We start from the raw sequence: 15,214 nt of genomic DNA, 5'->3' as shown, positions 1-15,214 counted from the left end.
CGGGCAAAAAAGGTTTGGCATTTGTGTTGTTTAAGTTAGTCTGAGCATTTAGCTCAAGAGTTTAATTAATTATTTAGTTTTTTAATTATTAATAAATTTAAGGAGGAAAAACCTATGACACTGGTTAAATTTAATTCGGAAAACAACAAAAAGACCAATTCAATGCCGGCCTTTAACAATGTTTTTGATTCGATCTTTAACGATACGTTCTTCTCTGATCGAATAGTTACAAGAGTGCCTGCTGCAAATGTTAGCGAATCTGCAGATCACTTTCACATCGAACTTGCTGTGCCTGGCCTCGCCAAAGAAGATTTCAAACTGAAACTCGAAGGCGATGTTTTGTCAATCTCGGTAGAGCAAAGCCACCAAGATCAAAGGCAGGAAAGAAGTTATGCAAAGCGGGAGTATAGCTACAGCTCATTTGTGAGAAGCTTCACCTTACCAGAAAGTGCAAATGCGGATCAGATTCAGGCGAAATACGATAGCGGAATTTTAAATATTGATATTCCAAAAAGAGAAGAAGCCAAAATGGTTACCCGACAAATTGAAATCCAATAATTAGCATTTAATAATCAGTTTAGAGCTGCCTGTAATGGCGGCTCTTTTGTTTTGTTATGGAAACTAATTTCGAAATATCATTAAAGTTCAAACTGTGTAAAGGTATTGAAGAATACGGGTGCTTTCAGGTTGGTGCCAATGAGCTTTTTGCAAAGGAGTTGTTTAACATGTTGGAAGGAACCGAAGACATCACAAAAGAGTCTATTATGTTGATTGATTTTATTAAATGGGAGAAAGGCATCCCTTTTCCCATTAACGCCAAACATTGTACCTACGATCAACTCGCGACCAATGTGAAGTTGATCACAAGGGAATTGTTTAAGCAGCATCAGTTGGCTCATTGATTTAATTCTTTTATTCCATCAATACTCCATATGTTTGAGTATAAATTCAACAAAATGAAAATAATTAAACAATCCGCTTTGCTAGTGCTGTTGATGTTTTCCATCCTAACAGCTAAAGCGCAAACTGCTCTTGAAAAAACCGTTGCCGATTGGGAACGAGCCAAAACTTACACAAAAGAATATTTAGATGCCATGCCTGAAGGTTCTTTTTCTTTGAAACCTACGCCTCAAATGCGGTCTTTCGCCGATCAGTTTTTACACCTCGCTGATGCAAACTACGCATTCGCATCGGCAGCTACGGATGAAAAAAGTCCGATAGCGATGGGCGGTTTAGAGAAAGGCGCCGATAAATCTAAGGCAACGGTAACAAAAGATGTTTTAGCAAGCTACGACTTCGTCATTGCTGGTATTGAAAAAATGTCAGCCGAGAAGCTATCAGAAAAAGTAAAACTTTTTGGGAAATTCGAAATGACCCGGGAAGATGCACTTAATAAATGTTTTGAGCATCAAACGCATCACAGAGGACAAGGAACTGTTTACATTCGTTTGGCTGGTGCAACTCCGCCTGCCGAAAAGTTATTTTAGCATTAGAATGGGGCGAATAAATTGCCCCATTTCTTTTTACAATACTTTTGGAAATCATCACCTGTAAATACAATATGGCTCAGAAAAATAAGCTTGCAGAAATTAAAACAAAACCAACACAAGCCAGTGTGGATGAATTTATCAACAGCATCGACAATGAGCAAAAACGGGAAGACAGCTTTACTATTTTGCAAATGATGAAGGATGCCAGTGGTGAAGAGCCGGTATTGTGGAGCAGTGCGATTATAGGGTTTGGAAATAAACAAGTTACCAGTGCGGCAACGGGAAGAACAGTAAACTGGCTGCTGATTGGGTTTTCGCCACGTAAGGCAAATTTGTCGTTGTACCTCACTGTGAATTATGAAAAACATTCGGATCTGATGAAAGAACTTGGAAAGCACAAAACCGGAGCAGGTTGCCTTTACATTAATAAACTTGATGACATAAATTTGGATGTATTACGAAAGATTATAAAACTATCGCTCGATAATTTAGTTTAAGTATTCGGATTAATGTTGTACAGTATAATTCGCTCAATTCCGAAACGAATTTCTATTTTGCGGCATAATTATTAGATAGAAATGGCTTCAGGTTTTTTTGCAATTTTAGATGATATAGGTGCTTTAATGGATGATGTGGCGATGGCTAGCAAGTTGGCTACCCGAAAAACCGCAGGTATCTTGGGAGACGATTTAGCTGTTAACGCTGAAAAAGCAACGGGTTTCTTGGCATCGAGAGAAATTCCGGTGCTGTGGGCCATTACAAAAGGATCATTTTTGAATAAGCTGATTATTGTTCCAATTGCATTGTTGCTTCAGGCATTTTTTCCGGTTGCCATAAAAGTGATTTTGGTTTTAGGCGGCTTTTACTTAGCTTATGAAGGTGTAGAAAAAATTATTGAATTCTTTTTTCATCGCTCGAAGCCAGCACCCGTGGCTGCTGCTGAAGTTAGACAAGACGATGCTGAAGCAGAAAAGGCGAAGGTTAAATCGGCAGTATTAACCGATTTTATCCTTTCTATAGAAATCGTAATTATTGCGCTTGGAAGTGTGTTAGATAAATCATTGGCCATTCAAATTTTAACTGTATCTGTTGTGGCTATTTTAGCTACAATTGGTGTTTATGGCATTGTAGCTTTAATCGTCCGTATGGATGATGCTGGGCATAAATTGATAAAACGCTCCAACGATAAAGGTTTTTGGGCATCTCTGGGGCACTTTTTGGTTAAAGCTTTGCCGATTATTATAAAAACGTTAGCTGTAGTGGGTACCATTGCTTTAATTCTGGTTGCAGGAGGGATTTTTGTTCATAATATTGAATTTATGCACTATGTTCTGCCAAACCTTCAATCTACAATAAAAGAATTCGGAGCGGGGATAGTGGGTGGTTTAATTGCTGTTCCTGTAATGATGGTGGGCAAAAAGCTAATCGGTTTGTTCAGTAAAAAGCCAGCAGTTTCAAAATAATTCAAGCGTTTCTGCAACTCTGCAAGCTTCCAAGGCATTCGTCACGTTTAGTTTTTGAAAGATATTTTGGCGGTGGCGGTTGATCGTATTAATGCTCAGTGAAAGTTTATCTGCAATTTCCTTACTTCGTTTTCCGTGTTTAATCAGTTTTAAAATTTCCTGCTCCCTGCTGGAGAGTAGGTTGGAAAGATTCCTAATCTCGTTGTCAATCACTTTTCCGGTCTGCTTATTCACAATTAATCCACTTGGAATACTACATTCCGGGTGATCATATATTAGGTTGTAAAGACACAGCGCCAGCCAAACATTACCATCAGCAGCGTTTGCGATATAAATTAGGCGGTGCTTGAGCATCAGATATTTTCCCTCCGTGTTTTTTACTCTTAACCTGGTAATTACCTCATAATGCTGTCTTTCGTCCAGGCTAACGGACTGAATCATCCTAAAGAATTGAAATTCTAACTGGTATTTTTTAGTCAAATCTTCCGGATGAACTTTGCTTAATAGTTCGTCTTCCCAAATGGAATTGATTTCATCTTTTTGCTCGGAAAGGCCAAGGTCGTTAGCAATTGAATTATAAAAAAGATAACTTTTCCTGCTCTTCAAATCGCTTAATACGCTAATCCCGTTCTCAAGTTTACTGTACATTTCAGCAATTGCCTTAGCCTGCTCAATTTGTAAATTCTCGCTTGCATTACCTTTAAAGGTTTGCCCTAACAGTTTTATGTCAAGTAAATTTCTCATTGCTTCTCAAAGGTAATGGTTATTTTTTACCATTGAGCGATAGGGAAATCATAGATAGCTTTGAGCTTCTGATTGGCTAAACTCAGGTTTAGATACACCCTTAAAAATGATAAGATAAAGAATGAAAAAGATACTATTGGCCATCTGTATGTTGGTAAGCCTAAATAAATTACAAGCCCAAAATTTAAATAATATGCAATGGTTTAATGAGCCTGAAAAGTGGTCAGTGAAAGATAACAGCTTATTGATGCAGGTAACTCCTCAAAGCGATTATTGGCGCATTTCGCATTACGGGTTTACCGTAGATGATGCTCCGTTCTACTACGGCACCTATGGCGGTGAATTTGAAGTAAAAGTGAAATTAACGGGAGATTATAAAGCTCGTTTTGATCAGATGGGTTTAATGATTCGCATTGATCATCAAAATTATATCAAAACAGGAGTGGAGTTTGTAGATGGAAAGTTTAACGTGAGCACTGTAGTCACTCATCAAAAAAGCGACTGGAGTGTTTTACCGCTCGAAAAAGTGCCTCCATTTATTTGGGTTAAGGCAGTAAGAGGGCTTGATGCTGTTGAAATCTTTTACTCACTTGATGATAAAAATTATATCATGACGAGAAATGCACCATTACAAGATAACACCCCTGTTATGGTTGGATTAATGGCTGCCAGTCCGGATGGCAATGGTTTTGAAGCAAAATTTGAAGAGTTTAAGGTTAAACATTTACCAGACCAGCGGAGACTTGAATGGTTAAAAAATCATCAATAATTGTTGATGATAAACATTTGTTTACAGACCACCGCATAAGTTTAGAGTTGAAATTCAACGTCGTTTTGTATTAAAGATAGGTCCAATGTTTTGTTTGGTGCCATATCAGGATCATTTGTAGTACTTTCTTCTGGTCGCGTTCGAAAAGGATTTGCAAAGAAGGTTTGAAGCAAATCAACTCAGCAATATCATTTATTATTATCGATTTCAAGATAAAAGCTGATATTTGTAGCTTCAAAAAACAGCAATGAAACCCTACCTGCAGCTATTCGACTTCTCTAAAAAAATAAATTATAAAGCAGAGATTTTAGCGGGGCTCACTGTTGCGATGACGATGATTCCCGAATCTTTGTCGTTTGCTATTTTAGCAGGTTTCCCACCTTTAACAGGTTTGTATGCAGCCTTTATTATGGGGCTAGTTACCGCAGTTTTGGGCGGTAGGCCGGGCTTAGTATCAGGAGGGGCCGGAGCAACCGTAATTGTACTCATCGCTTTAATGAAAAGCCATGGCATAGAATATGTATTTGCTGCCGTTGCTTTTGCCGGAATAGTTCAGATTTTGGTTGGCCTTTTTAAACTTGGTAAATTTGTAAGACTCGTTCCTCAGCCTGTAATGTTTGGCTTTGTAAATGGGCTGGCCGTAATTATTTTTATGTCGCAGCTAGAGCAGTTTAAAACAATTGTAGGCGGCAACATTACTTGGTTAAGTGGGCCGGCACTTTACACCATGTTGGGTTTGGTGGCTCTAACGGTGCTTATTGTTATTGTTTTGCCAAAATTTACCAAAGCAGTTCCATCCTCGCTAGTCGCTATTATAGTTGTGTTTATTGTCGTTCTCGTTTTTAATATCGATACCAAACTGGTTAAAAATATTGCTTCAGTAAGCGGTGGTTTTCCCCCTTTTCACATTCCTAAAATCCCTTTTGATTTAGATACTTTAAAAATCATTTTTCCATATGGATTAATTATGGCTGGTGTAGGTTTAACGGAAGGTTTGCTCACTCTAAATTTGGTTGATGAAATTACAGAAACTAAAGGCAATGGAAACAGGGAAAGCATTGCCCAGGGAATTGCAAACATTACCAATGGCTTTTTTACAGGTATGGGTGGATGCCCGATGATTGCACAAACGCTTGTAAATTTATCTGCCGGAGCAAGAGCGAGACTGTCGGGCATTGTAGCAGCATTAACGATTTTACTTATTATTCTCATCGGTGCGCCGGTTATTGAGCGGGTGCCAATGGCGGCATTGGTTGGCGTGATGATGATGGTTGCCATAGGTACATTTGAATGGATGAGCTTTAAGGTGATCAATAAAATGCCCAGACAGGATATTTTTATAGGAATCTCTGTGGCTGTGATTACGATTTGGCTCCACAATTTAGCTTTGGCGGTATTAATTGGCGTTATTATTTCTGCTTTGGTATTTGCCTGGCAGAGTGCAAAAAGGATAAGGGCTAATCAATTTAAAGATGAAGGGGGTATTAAACATTATGAAATTTATGGTCCTTTATTTTTTGGTTCCGTAGCAAATTTTAACGAACTCTTTGAAGTGTCTAATGATCCTGAGTATGTAGTAATCGATTTTAAAGGCAGTAGAATTTATGATATGTCTGGTATTGATGCGTTAAACAAACTGACTGAAAAATACCGGAATGCCAATAAAAAACTTCATTTGCGGTTTTTAAGCGAAGATTGTAAACGGTTACTTAAGAATGCTGAAGATATTATTGAAGTCAACATCATCGATGATCCTCGTTATAAAATCGCTACGGAGAAATAATTAAAAATCGAATTCTAGCTGACTATTTTCCAGTTTTTCTTCAGCCATGTCATCATAAAATCGAGATAGCGTAATTCCCAGTAGTCTTATCTTTGCAAAGCCAATATTCGCCTCATTTAATAAGTTAATAGCTTCGGTATAAATGGTTTCCGCTTTATTAATTGAGGTGGGAAAAGACCTGCTTCTGGTAATAATTTTAAAGTCTTCAAACTTAATTTTTAAAGTAATAGTTTTGCCTTTTAGCTGATATTTTTCTAATCGCTTCGCTACCGTTTCGCTAATTTGTCGGAGTAGATCATGCATTACCGCATCTTCATTGGTATCTTCAGATAAAGTGTCTTCGGCTCCTACAGATTTTGTTTCCCGATTTGCTCTTACCGGACGGTCATCAATTCCCCTTACAATTTTATAATAGAATTTGCCCGATTTCCCGAATTGTGCGATTAGTTGCGCCTCACTTAGCTTTTTTAAATCAGCACCGGTATTGATTTGCATTGCTTTCATTTTGGCAGCCGTTACTTTACCTACGCCAAAAAACTTTTCGACAGGTAACTTCTCCATAAAAGCTTCAATTTTCGACGGCCCGATAAAGGTCAATCCATCTGGTTTGTTCATGTCTGAAGCAACCTTCGCCACAAATTTACTTACCGAAACACCCGCCGATGCGGTTAAATTCAATTCATTTTTTATGGCGTCTTTTATTGATTTTGCAATGTCGATAGCAGAGCCAATTCCTAGCTTGTCTTCGGTAACGTCCAAATAAGCTTCATCTAAAGATAAAGGCTCAATAATGTCGGTGTAGCGGCTAAATATCTCTCGAATGGCTTTGGATGCGGCTGCATAAGCATCAAAACGAGGAAACACAAAAATTGCAGTTGGACAAAGCTGGTAGGCTTTGCTGCAAGACATGGCGGATTTGATTCCGAACTGACGAGCTTCATAACTGGCAGTGGCAACAACGCCACGGCTGTCTGGCTTGCCGCCCACCACTATAGGCTTGCCTCTATATTCCGGAAAATCGCGTTGCTCTACGGAAGCATAGAATGCATCCATATCAATGTGGATTATCTTTCTTAAAAGAGGTAGATTTTGATCAGACATGTAATGCCTAAATTTCGGAAATTTAAACTTGATACCAGCATATTTCTGGAGCTTGTAACCTGGTAATTCTAGATCATCTTAAGGTATGACTTTAGTTCAACAGAAAGTCAACCTTGTTTAGCAACGAATCCATTTCAAATGGTTTTTCCATAAAATCGTTGGCGCCGGCATCCAAAGCAGATTGACGAATGTCTCTACTTGCTGAAATCATTAAAATAGGTATTTTTTGATATTGAGGATCACTTTTAAGCAATTTGCAAATGTCGCGGCCATCATGTCCGCTCATCCAAATATCCAACAGAATTAAGTCTGGTTTATTTTTAACGGCCTCGATAACTGCTCCACCATCGTAAGTAAATTCTACCTCATAACCCATTACTTCCAATATCATCGTCACTGCATCTACAATCCCTTCATCATCATCGGCGATGAGTATTTTCTTAGTTCCCATTGACGTAAATTTTTGCTATAGTGATTTATTTAAATGTGAGGATAAGGATGATAATTAGTATAGTATTAATACTGAATTAGCAGTTTTTGTTTTCAAAAATCGCAATTTATTTTGATATAGATTAGCCTGGTTATCGATAATTTAAGATTAGTTTATCTTCATCGTAACATATTAGTTTTTTATTGCTCAAATGTTTATATATGCTTATCAGAATAAGAAACTAGAAGTTTTGAGCAGTTTCATTTATCTATTTCGATATATTATAGATTATATTTACAACGAAAATTCAATTACATAGGTGAGTAGCCAAAATGGATAGCATTAATATTAAGAAGTTAGCTGAGGCTTTAAATTTATCTACTTCGACTATTTCTAGGGCGTTTAGAGATAATAGTGACATCAGCATTGCTACCAAAGAACGTATTTTAGCAAAAGCCAAAGAACTGAATTATCAACCCAACCATTACGCAAGTAATTTACGAGAGCAAAAAAGCAAAACCATTGCTGTGATTGTTCCTGAGCTGGCTAACAATTATTTCTCTCAGGCCATACATGGTATTGAACGGGTGGCCAGGGAAAACGGTTACCATATCTTAATTTATGTTACCGATGATGATTATAAAAAAGAAGTAAACTTTATTCGCCACTTACATAATGGCCGGGCAGATGGCATAGTGATGTCGGTTTCTGGTGAAGCCAACGATCACAATTACCTCAATAAATTCGGTGCGCAAAGGCTACCTCTGGTTTTCTTTGATCGAATTTATGAAGATATTGAAACGCCAAGAGTAATCACCAACGATTATAACAGTAGCTTTCTGGCTACAGAGCATTTAATTGAACAAGGTTGCAAACGGATTGCCTATTTGGTGGTAAACAAAAGTTTATCTATCGGAAAAACCAGGATGCAGGGCTATATTGATGCGCTTGCCAAATACCAAATTCCGTTTGAAGAAAATTTGATTGTAGATTGTAGCAACAGCTACGAAGAAAATAGTGTGATCATCAAAAATGCATTGCAGCAATTGCAACCAGATGGCGTTTTTACCTCGGTAGAGCGTTTAGCATTTGCTACCTACTATGCTTGTTACGATTTGAATATAAGTATCCCAAACGATATAAAAGTAATTAGCTTTTCTAGTCTGGAAATCGCACCATTACTAAACCCATCTTTAACAACTATTACACAACCTGCAACAGAAATAGGGGAGCAGGCGGCCAAGTTACTTTTCAAAATATTGGATGATAATCAGGATAAAAATCTCTTTTCCGAAGTTGTTTTGGAATCGAAAATTATCAAGAGAAATTCTACAGCAATTGGGGATAAAAAAGGCTAAAAAACAGGGTTTAATTTTGGCCTAAAAATTTGAAATTTTTTCTTCACTTAGTGTAAAATAAGCAGAATTCGGCACAATCTTCGGGAACGTTCCCGAAAACGACCAGTGTTTTTATCATTCATTTTCGGGAACGTTCCCGAAAAACCTCCTGAAAATAGCTTAGTGTAAAAAGTACACTAAAATTTATCAAATCAATTTTTTAAAATACTGATTTATAGGCTTTTAATATTTATATATCATTATAATTCATTCGCGTTTATTAATCGAAAATAAAATTTAGATTAAGTTTTCTCTTTGTTTTTTATCGCTTAAAATATATTTTTTAAATAAATTTTGAAATCTCATTAAGTGCTGTAAATTAGGCCTATGTGTAAATCACTATAATATTTAACCAAATTTATATACTTAAAAGAGCTTCGAATATGAAAGTATTTTACCTGTTAAAACAGGGGCTTTTAGTGCTGTTAGTTTTTTCAGCATTAATCGTAAAAGCACAAACCGGATCGGTATCCGGAAAGGTGCTTGATGAAACCGGCCAACCTTTACCCGGTGCTTCTATTGTTGTAAAAGGAACAACAAGAAGTACCTCAACCGATGTTAATGGTGTTTTTAAATTAGCAGGCTTAAACAATGGCGCTGTAACTTTATCTGCAAGCTTCATTGGCTATCAAACGCTTGATAAGCCAGTTACTCTTTCAGCTAACGGCACGGTTAATTTCCAATTAGTGCCCGATGCACAAAAACTGAATGAGGTTGTTGTAATCGGTTACGGTACTGCCGAAAAGAAAAACTTAACTGGTTCAATCACTACAGTAAGTTCAAAAGACTTCCAAAAGGGTGCAATTACTACACCAGAACAATTAATTCAAGGTAAAGTTGCTGGTGTGAATGTAATCTCAAACAGCGGTCAGCCTGGTGTTGGAAGTACAATTCGTATCCGTGGCGGGGCATCACTTAACGCCAGTAATGATCCGTTAGTGGTGATTGATGGAGTTCCATTCAGCGGAAACACAATCGACAATGCACCAAGTCCTTTATCATTAATTAATCCTAATGATATTGAAACATTTACAGTGTTAAAAGATGCAAATGCGACGGCTATTTATGGTTCAAGAGCATCAAATGGTGTTATTTTAATTACCACTAAAAAAGGTAGTGCTGGTGCTCCGGTAATTAATTTTAGTACCAACAATTCTATTGCGACAGTAATTAAAAATGTTGATGTACTTTCTGCAGATCAAGTTCGTGCTTATGTAAATGCCAATGGTAGTGCCTCTCAAAAAGCATTATTGGGCACTGCAAATACAAATTGGCAAGATGAAATTTATCAAAGAGCCTTTACAACTGATAACAATCTAAGTATTTCAGGTTCATTCAAGGGTGTTCCTTATCGTGTTTCTGCTGGATATTTAGATCAGGATGGATTGTTAATTACCGATAAACTTAAGCGTGGAACGGGTTCAATTACTTTGTCACCTAGATTGTTTAACGATCATTTAAAAATCGACTTGAACTTAAAAGGTTCATTAACTGATTCTCATTTTGCAAATGGTGGTGCAATTGCGAACGCCATTCAATTCGATCCAACGCAGCCTGTAAATGTGAATAACAGCTACGGCAATTACTACGAGTGGACACAAGGTACAGGTGCTGATATGGTTCCAAACCCAAATTCACCTCGTAACCCTGTTGGTTTAATTAGATTACAGGACAACAATGGCCATGCCGCCAGAAGTGTTGGTAATGTTAAGTTTGATTATTCTTTCCATTTCTTGCCAGAATTGCATGCCAACTTAAACTTAGGTTACGATGTATCTAAAGGTTATGGCTCAATCAGGGTCCCAACATTTGCTGCTCAAAGTGCTTCAACTCAAGGATCTTTCTCCCGGGCATTAAGAACAGGTAATGATAAATTTTCTGAGTTTTATTTAAACTATGCTCATACTGTAGAAAGCATTAAAAGTAGATTCGACGCAACTGCTGGTTATGGTTATTATGATATCTCAACTACAGGCTACAATTTTACAAATTATACAGGCACAGGTGTTCCACTTGTAACTCCAGTATTTCCTTTTTCTGTTGAAAGAAACAAGCTACTTTCCTACTACGGAAGGTTAGTTTATACTTTAGCTGATAAATATATTCTTTCTGGTACAATGAGAGCTGATGCATCTTCAAAATTTGCTGAAAACAATCGTTGGGGTTATTTCCCATCAGCAGGTTTTACCTGGAGAATTATTGGTGAAAATTTCTTAAAGGATAGCAAAGTAATATCTGATTTGAAACTAAGATTAAGTTATGGCGAAACGGGTAATAAAGATGGTATCGGTAACTACGATTACTTATCTAAATATTATGCTAATTCCAACACTGGTCAATACCAAATTGGCAACACTTTTTTATAACTATTACGCACCTGCAGGTTATGATCCAGATTTGAAATGGGAATCAACTACCACCTATAATGCTGGTTTAGATTATGGTTTTTTACAAGGAAGATTGTATGGTAGTGTAGATGTTTACTACAAGAAAACCAAAGACTTATTAAGCACAGTAACTATACCTGTGGGAACAAACTTTAGCAATGTATTAACAACAAATGTTGGAAATATGGAAGTAAGAGGTGCTGAAGCTAGTTTAAACTTTGTAGCAATTAAATCTGACGACATCAATTGGGATTTTGGAATTAACGCTGCTTATAACAGAAGAAAGGTTACTAACCTAACTTTAAATCCAAATTCTGGTTTTAAAATCGATGCAGGAGATATTACTGGAGGTACTGGTGTTCACTTAAAATACAACGCAGTTAATCAAATTCCAGGTTCATATTTTGTTTACAAACAAGTTTATAATGCCAACGGAAAACCACTTGAAGGTGTTTTTGAAGATTTGAATGGTGATGGTGCAATTACACCAGATGATCAGTATTTTTATAAGTCGCCTAATCCTGATTTTACTTTTGGCTTTAATACTTCGTTTAGCTATAAAAAATGGACAATCAATACCGTGTTAAGAGCTAATATTGGTAATTATGTTTATGATAACGTGGCATCAAATTATGGTGTGAGATCTAATATTCTTACTTCGGTAGGTGTAATAAATAATGCAAGCACCGATTTGTTAAATACAGGTTTCACTGCTACGCAATTTCTAAGTGATTATTATATTAGAAACGCATCGTTTCTTAAAATGGATAATTTGGGGCTGGCATATAATGTTGGTAAATTATCTAAAAACGGAAATACCACAATGCGTATTTCAGCAAACTGCCAAAATGTTTTTGTCGTATCTCAGTACAAAGGGCTTGATCCAGAGTTAGTAACAGGTATTGATTATAATCTTTATCCTAGACCAAGAACATATACTTTAGGTTTAAACGTTGGCTTTTAATTAAGATATAAAAATGAAAAACTCATTTAAAACAATATTAACCTCGGCAGTCGTATTGCTGTCGTTAAACTCTTGTAAAAAAGAGTCATTAAACGTACTTCCAACTAATGATGTAACAGAAAGTGTAGTTTATGCTACACCAGCAGGATACAAACAAGGGTTAGCTAGATTATATGCAAATTATGCTTTAACTAGTCCTTCAGGGTCTGATAACAGCGATGTTGGTGGTTTAAACGCAGGATTTGCAGATTTTTTAAGGTTATTCTGGACTAGTCAAGAATTAACTACCGATGAAGCAATTTGTAATTGGGGCGATACTGGTATTCCTGAACTGGATAACTCTACCTGGTCAACGGATAACCAATTTTTAAGAGGATTGTACTCAAGAAGTATTTCGCAAATCACTTTAGTTAACGAATATCTTCGTCAAAGTACACCAGAACAATTGGCTAGTCGCAACATTACAGGTGCAGATGCTACAAATGTTGTACGTTATCGTGCTGAAGCCCGTTTTTTACGTGCTTTTCAATACTGGGTTTTATTGGATGCTTTTGGAAACCCACCTTTTTTAACTGAAAATGATTTAATTGGAAAGGTAAATCCTAAACAAACTACCCGAGCAGCATTATTTGCATATGTAGAGTCTGAATTAAAAGCTATTGAAGGTGATTTAGCCAATCCAGGAAGTGCCGAAAGTGAATACGGACGGGCAAATAAAGGTGCCGATTGGGCATTATTAGCAAGATTATATTTAAATGCACAAGTTTATACAGGTACTGCGAAATATACGGAAGCCATTACTTACTCGAGTAAGGTAATTGCATCAAGTTATTCTTTAAAACCAAACTATAGAGATTTGTTTTTAGCTGATAACAATATTAACAATACGGAAAACATCTTAACTATTAATTATGATGGGGTTAACGGAACAAACTATGGCGGAACAACTTTTTTAATTAATGCAATGGTTTACACGGCTCCAGATGCTGCAGGTATGGTTTCTACTGCTTACGGAGTTCCTAACGGTGGATGGGCAGGTAATCGTACACGTCAAAATCTTCCGGCTTTATTCCCTGATCCAAATGGTACTTTAGATAAACGTGGAATTTTTGTGGGAACTAAAGCCGTAATCGATGCAATTGATGCACCAAATGACGGTTTAAAGGTTACTAAATTTAAAAATATTACTTCAACTAACACCACTCCACCATCTTTAAATGGAACGTTCAGTTCATTAGATTTTGCGCTATTTCGTTTGGCAGAACAATATCTAATTTACGGGGAAGCAGTTGCCCGTGGTGGTTCTGGCGGTAGCGTTGCACAAGCTTTAACTTACGTAAACGCTTTACGCTTTAGGGCTTATGGCAATAACTCAGGAAATGTGAGTGCCGCTGCCCTGACAACTGATTTTTATTTAGATGAGCGTGGTCGCGAATTATATTGGGAAGGTCATCGCCGTACAGATTTAATACGTTATGGCAAATTTACAGGTTCTACTTACCTGTGGCCATTTAAAGGCGGCGTAAAAGCTGGAACGAGTGTGCCTGCTTATCGCAATTTATACCCAATTCCAAATGCAGATTTGATTGCCAATCCGAATTTGGTTCAAAACCCAGGCTATTAATTTTTATCGATAGAAAGATATGAAATCAAAATTATTTAAAACCTTAGCTTTAGGCTTAATTGCAGTATCGCTTTGGTCGTGTAAAAAGGAAGAAACCAGAACGGTTTCTAACATTACGCCAGCAGGAACACTTACGGCATCAGCAACTACCTTAAACTTGGTACAAGTTAATGGAGCATTGCCTGCATTAACGCTAAGTTATCCTTTGGCAACTTCTTCTGGTTATGTTGTTCCTATTACAACTACAATACAGTTTGGTTTAAAAGGAACTAATTTCTCGCCAGCAAGGGAGTTTGTAGTAACCAGCAAAACTTATGCGCCAACCATTACAGAAATTAATAATATCATTCTTGCATTAGGTGGAGTAGTTGATAAACCTGCACAAATAGAAGTTCGTTTAAAATCAGGAGCTGCGGTAAACGATTTTACATACTCTAATGTAGTAACGTTAACGGCTACACCTTATTTGGCATCTGCATGGATTTATGCTCCGGGCGCTTACCAAGGTTGGAATCCATCAACTGCAGATAGTTTAATTTCTCTATCAAGCAATGGTGTTTATACTGGTATGATCGCTTATACTACTGGTAATTTAGAATTCAAAATTACTCCTGCAAAGAAATGGGATGTAGCTTATGGAGATGCTGGTGGCGGTAAAATTAGCTCAAGCGCCGGCGATAACCTAAAATCTCCTGATGCAATTGTGAAACAAATTACTGTTGATTTAAATAAAAACACAATCGTTTTTGGTACACCAAATGAGTGGTCAATTATAGGTGATGCTACACCAGGTGGATGGAACAACGATACCGATATGAAAGGTGTGAACGATGGGAAATTTACAGTTTATTCTATCAAAACCACATTAGGCGTAGGCGAGTTTAAATTCCGCTTCGGTCATGCTTGGGATATTAATTTAGGTGGTGGAGCAACACTTACTACAGGTGGCGATAACATCAAAGTTACCGCTGCTGGTAACTACACCATTACGCTTACTGTTATTAAAACAGGAGATAAAGTAACTGGTGGTACTTACACTATTGTTAAAAACTAATCTATAAA

The 15,214-nt window shown here is 37.1% G+C and carries 15 protein-coding genes; 12 read left to right on the top strand and 3 right to left on the bottom strand.

Going from position 1 to position 15,214, the window contains the following annotated elements; all coding sequences use genetic code 11:
- Window positions 1–114 precede the first annotated feature (114 nt).
- The 5 genes from ACZZZC_RS21985 (at window position 115) to ACZZZC_RS21965 (ending at window position 2,953) form a co-directional block, all read left to right on the top strand.
- Window positions 115–558 (top strand): Hsp20/alpha crystallin family protein, encoded by a 444-nt coding sequence (locus tag ACZZZC_RS21985; RefSeq protein ID WP_463484023.1) that lies wholly within the window; start codon window positions 115–117, stop codon window positions 556–558.
- A gap of 56 nt (window positions 559–614) precedes the next feature.
- Window positions 615–902: a hypothetical protein gene (locus tag ACZZZC_RS21980; protein WP_463484022.1), complete on the top strand. Its 288-nt coding sequence runs from the start codon at window positions 615–617 to the stop codon at window positions 900–902.
- Between the two features lie 54 nt (window positions 903–956).
- Window positions 957–1,487 carry a DinB family protein gene (locus tag ACZZZC_RS21975; protein WP_463484021.1) on the top strand — a complete coding sequence of 177 codons (531 nt, stop codon included), beginning with the start codon at window positions 957–959 and terminating at the stop codon, window positions 1,485–1,487.
- 74 nt (window positions 1,488–1,561) lie between these two features.
- A complete protein-coding gene (locus ACZZZC_RS21970; protein WP_463484020.1) occupies window positions 1,562–1,987 on the top strand; it encodes a DUF1801 domain-containing protein in 426 nt (141 codons plus the stop codon).
- Between the two features lie 81 nt (window positions 1,988–2,068).
- A complete protein-coding gene (locus tag ACZZZC_RS21965) occupies window positions 2,069–2,953 on the top strand; it encodes a DUF808 domain-containing protein (RefSeq protein WP_463484019.1) in 885 nt (294 codons plus the stop codon).
- On the opposite strand, the gene ACZZZC_RS21960 is transcribed toward ACZZZC_RS21965, so the two are convergent.
- Window positions 2,945–3,697 (bottom strand): response regulator transcription factor, encoded by a 753-nt coding sequence (locus tag ACZZZC_RS21960; protein ID WP_463484018.1) that lies wholly within the window; start codon window positions 3,695–3,697, stop codon window positions 2,945–2,947. The genes ACZZZC_RS21965 and ACZZZC_RS21960 overlap by 9 nt on opposite strands.
- 121 nt (window positions 3,698–3,818) lie before the next feature.
- Between ACZZZC_RS21960 and ACZZZC_RS21955 the strand changes: the two genes are divergently transcribed.
- Together ACZZZC_RS21955 and ACZZZC_RS21950 are read left to right on the top strand one after the other, a co-directional pair.
- Window positions 3,819–4,466 carry a DUF1349 domain-containing protein gene (locus tag ACZZZC_RS21955; RefSeq protein ID WP_463488133.1) on the top strand — a complete coding sequence of 216 codons (648 nt, stop codon included), beginning with the start codon at window positions 3,819–3,821 and terminating at the stop codon, window positions 4,464–4,466.
- 247 nt (window positions 4,467–4,713) lie between these two features.
- Complete coding sequence (locus tag ACZZZC_RS21950; protein ID WP_463484016.1) at window positions 4,714–6,249, top strand: SulP family inorganic anion transporter; 1,536 nt, start codon at window positions 4,714–4,716, stop codon at window positions 6,247–6,249.
- Here the strand turns inward: ACZZZC_RS21950 and dinB are convergent, their stop codons facing one another.
- Both dinB and ACZZZC_RS21940 read right to left on the bottom strand, forming a co-directional pair.
- Window positions 6,250–7,350, bottom strand: a complete 1,101-nt coding sequence (gene dinB / locus ACZZZC_RS21945; RefSeq protein WP_463484015.1) for a DNA polymerase IV — start codon at window positions 7,348–7,350, stop codon at window positions 6,250–6,252.
- Between the two features lie 91 nt (window positions 7,351–7,441).
- On the bottom strand, window positions 7,442–7,801 hold the full coding sequence (locus ACZZZC_RS21940) for a response regulator (RefSeq protein WP_463484014.1): 360 nt from the start codon (window positions 7,799–7,801) through the stop codon (window positions 7,442–7,444).
- A gap of 311 nt (window positions 7,802–8,112) precedes the next feature.
- Here ACZZZC_RS21940 and ACZZZC_RS21935 point away from each other — a divergent pair, with 311 nt between their 5' ends.
- The 5 genes from ACZZZC_RS21935 (at window position 8,113) to ACZZZC_RS21915 (ending at window position 15,206) form a co-directional block, all read left to right on the top strand.
- The gene (locus ACZZZC_RS21935; protein ID WP_463484013.1) at window positions 8,113–9,138 is read left to right on the top strand and encodes a LacI family DNA-binding transcriptional regulator; all 1,026 of its coding nucleotides are present in this window, start codon (window positions 8,113–8,115) and stop codon (window positions 9,136–9,138) included.
- Between the two features lie 422 nt (window positions 9,139–9,560).
- The gene (locus ACZZZC_RS21930) at window positions 9,561–11,543 is read left to right on the top strand and encodes a SusC/RagA family TonB-linked outer membrane protein (protein WP_463488132.1); all 1,983 of its coding nucleotides are present in this window, start codon (window positions 9,561–9,563) and stop codon (window positions 11,541–11,543) included.
- Complete coding sequence (locus tag ACZZZC_RS21925; RefSeq protein WP_463488131.1) at window positions 11,494–12,528, top strand: TonB-dependent receptor domain-containing protein; 1,035 nt, start codon at window positions 11,494–11,496, stop codon at window positions 12,526–12,528. Before ACZZZC_RS21930 ends, ACZZZC_RS21925 begins: the two co-directional genes overlap by 50 nt.
- A 13-nt stretch (window positions 12,529–12,541) precedes the next feature.
- Window positions 12,542–14,152 carry a RagB/SusD family nutrient uptake outer membrane protein gene (locus ACZZZC_RS21920; protein ID WP_463484011.1) on the top strand — a complete coding sequence of 537 codons (1,611 nt, stop codon included), beginning with the start codon at window positions 12,542–12,544 and terminating at the stop codon, window positions 14,150–14,152.
- Between the two features lie 19 nt (window positions 14,153–14,171).
- Window positions 14,172–15,206 (top strand): SusE domain-containing protein, encoded by a 1,035-nt coding sequence (locus tag ACZZZC_RS21915; protein WP_463488130.1) that lies wholly within the window; start codon window positions 14,172–14,174, stop codon window positions 15,204–15,206.
- The last annotated feature ends 8 nt before the right edge of the window (window positions 15,207–15,214 follow it).

This window comes from Pedobacter sp. AC212 (assembly GCF_979258625.1).
The sequence above is the reverse complement of the archived record's forward strand: the minus strand, read 5'-3'. Positions and strand labels throughout refer to the sequence as shown.

Coding starts and splice junctions, on each gene's coding strand:
- ACZZZC_RS21955 (WP_463488133.1), top strand. CDS start 3,819: ATGAAAAAGATACTATTGGCCATCTGTATGTTGGTAAGCCTAAATAAA.
- ACZZZC_RS21965 (WP_463484019.1), top strand. CDS start 2,069: ATGGCTTCAGGTTTTTTTGCAATTTTAGATGATATAGGTGCTTTAATG.
- ACZZZC_RS21915 (WP_463488130.1), top strand. CDS start 14,172: ATGAAATCAAAATTATTTAAAACCTTAGCTTTAGGCTTAATTGCAGTA.
- ACZZZC_RS21920 (WP_463484011.1), top strand. CDS start 12,542: ATGAAAAACTCATTTAAAACAATATTAACCTCGGCAGTCGTATTGCTG.
- ACZZZC_RS21935 (WP_463484013.1), top strand. CDS start 8,113: ATGGATAGCATTAATATTAAGAAGTTAGCTGAGGCTTTAAATTTATCT.
- ACZZZC_RS21950 (WP_463484016.1), top strand. CDS start 4,714: ATGAAACCCTACCTGCAGCTATTCGACTTCTCTAAAAAAATAAATTAT.
- ACZZZC_RS21925 (WP_463488131.1), top strand. CDS start 11,494: ATGCTAATTCCAACACTGGTCAATACCAAATTGGCAACACTTTTTTAT.
- ACZZZC_RS21970 (WP_463484020.1), top strand. CDS start 1,562: ATGGCTCAGAAAAATAAGCTTGCAGAAATTAAAACAAAACCAACACAA.
- dinB (WP_463484015.1), bottom strand. CDS start 7,350: ATGTCTGATCAAAATCTACCTCTTTTAAGAAAGATAATCCACATTGAT.
- ACZZZC_RS21975 (WP_463484021.1), top strand. CDS start 957: ATGAAAATAATTAAACAATCCGCTTTGCTAGTGCTGTTGATGTTTTCC.
- ACZZZC_RS21960 (WP_463484018.1), bottom strand. CDS start 3,697: ATGAGAAATTTACTTGACATAAAACTGTTAGGGCAAACCTTTAAAGGT.
- ACZZZC_RS21980 (WP_463484022.1), top strand. CDS start 615: ATGGAAACTAATTTCGAAATATCATTAAAGTTCAAACTGTGTAAAGGT.
- ACZZZC_RS21940 (WP_463484014.1), bottom strand. CDS start 7,801: ATGGGAACTAAGAAAATACTCATCGCCGATGATGATGAAGGGATTGTA.
- ACZZZC_RS21930 (WP_463488132.1), top strand. CDS start 9,561: ATGAAAGTATTTTACCTGTTAAAACAGGGGCTTTTAGTGCTGTTAGTT.
- ACZZZC_RS21985 (WP_463484023.1), top strand. CDS start 115: ATGACACTGGTTAAATTTAATTCGGAAAACAACAAAAAGACCAATTCA.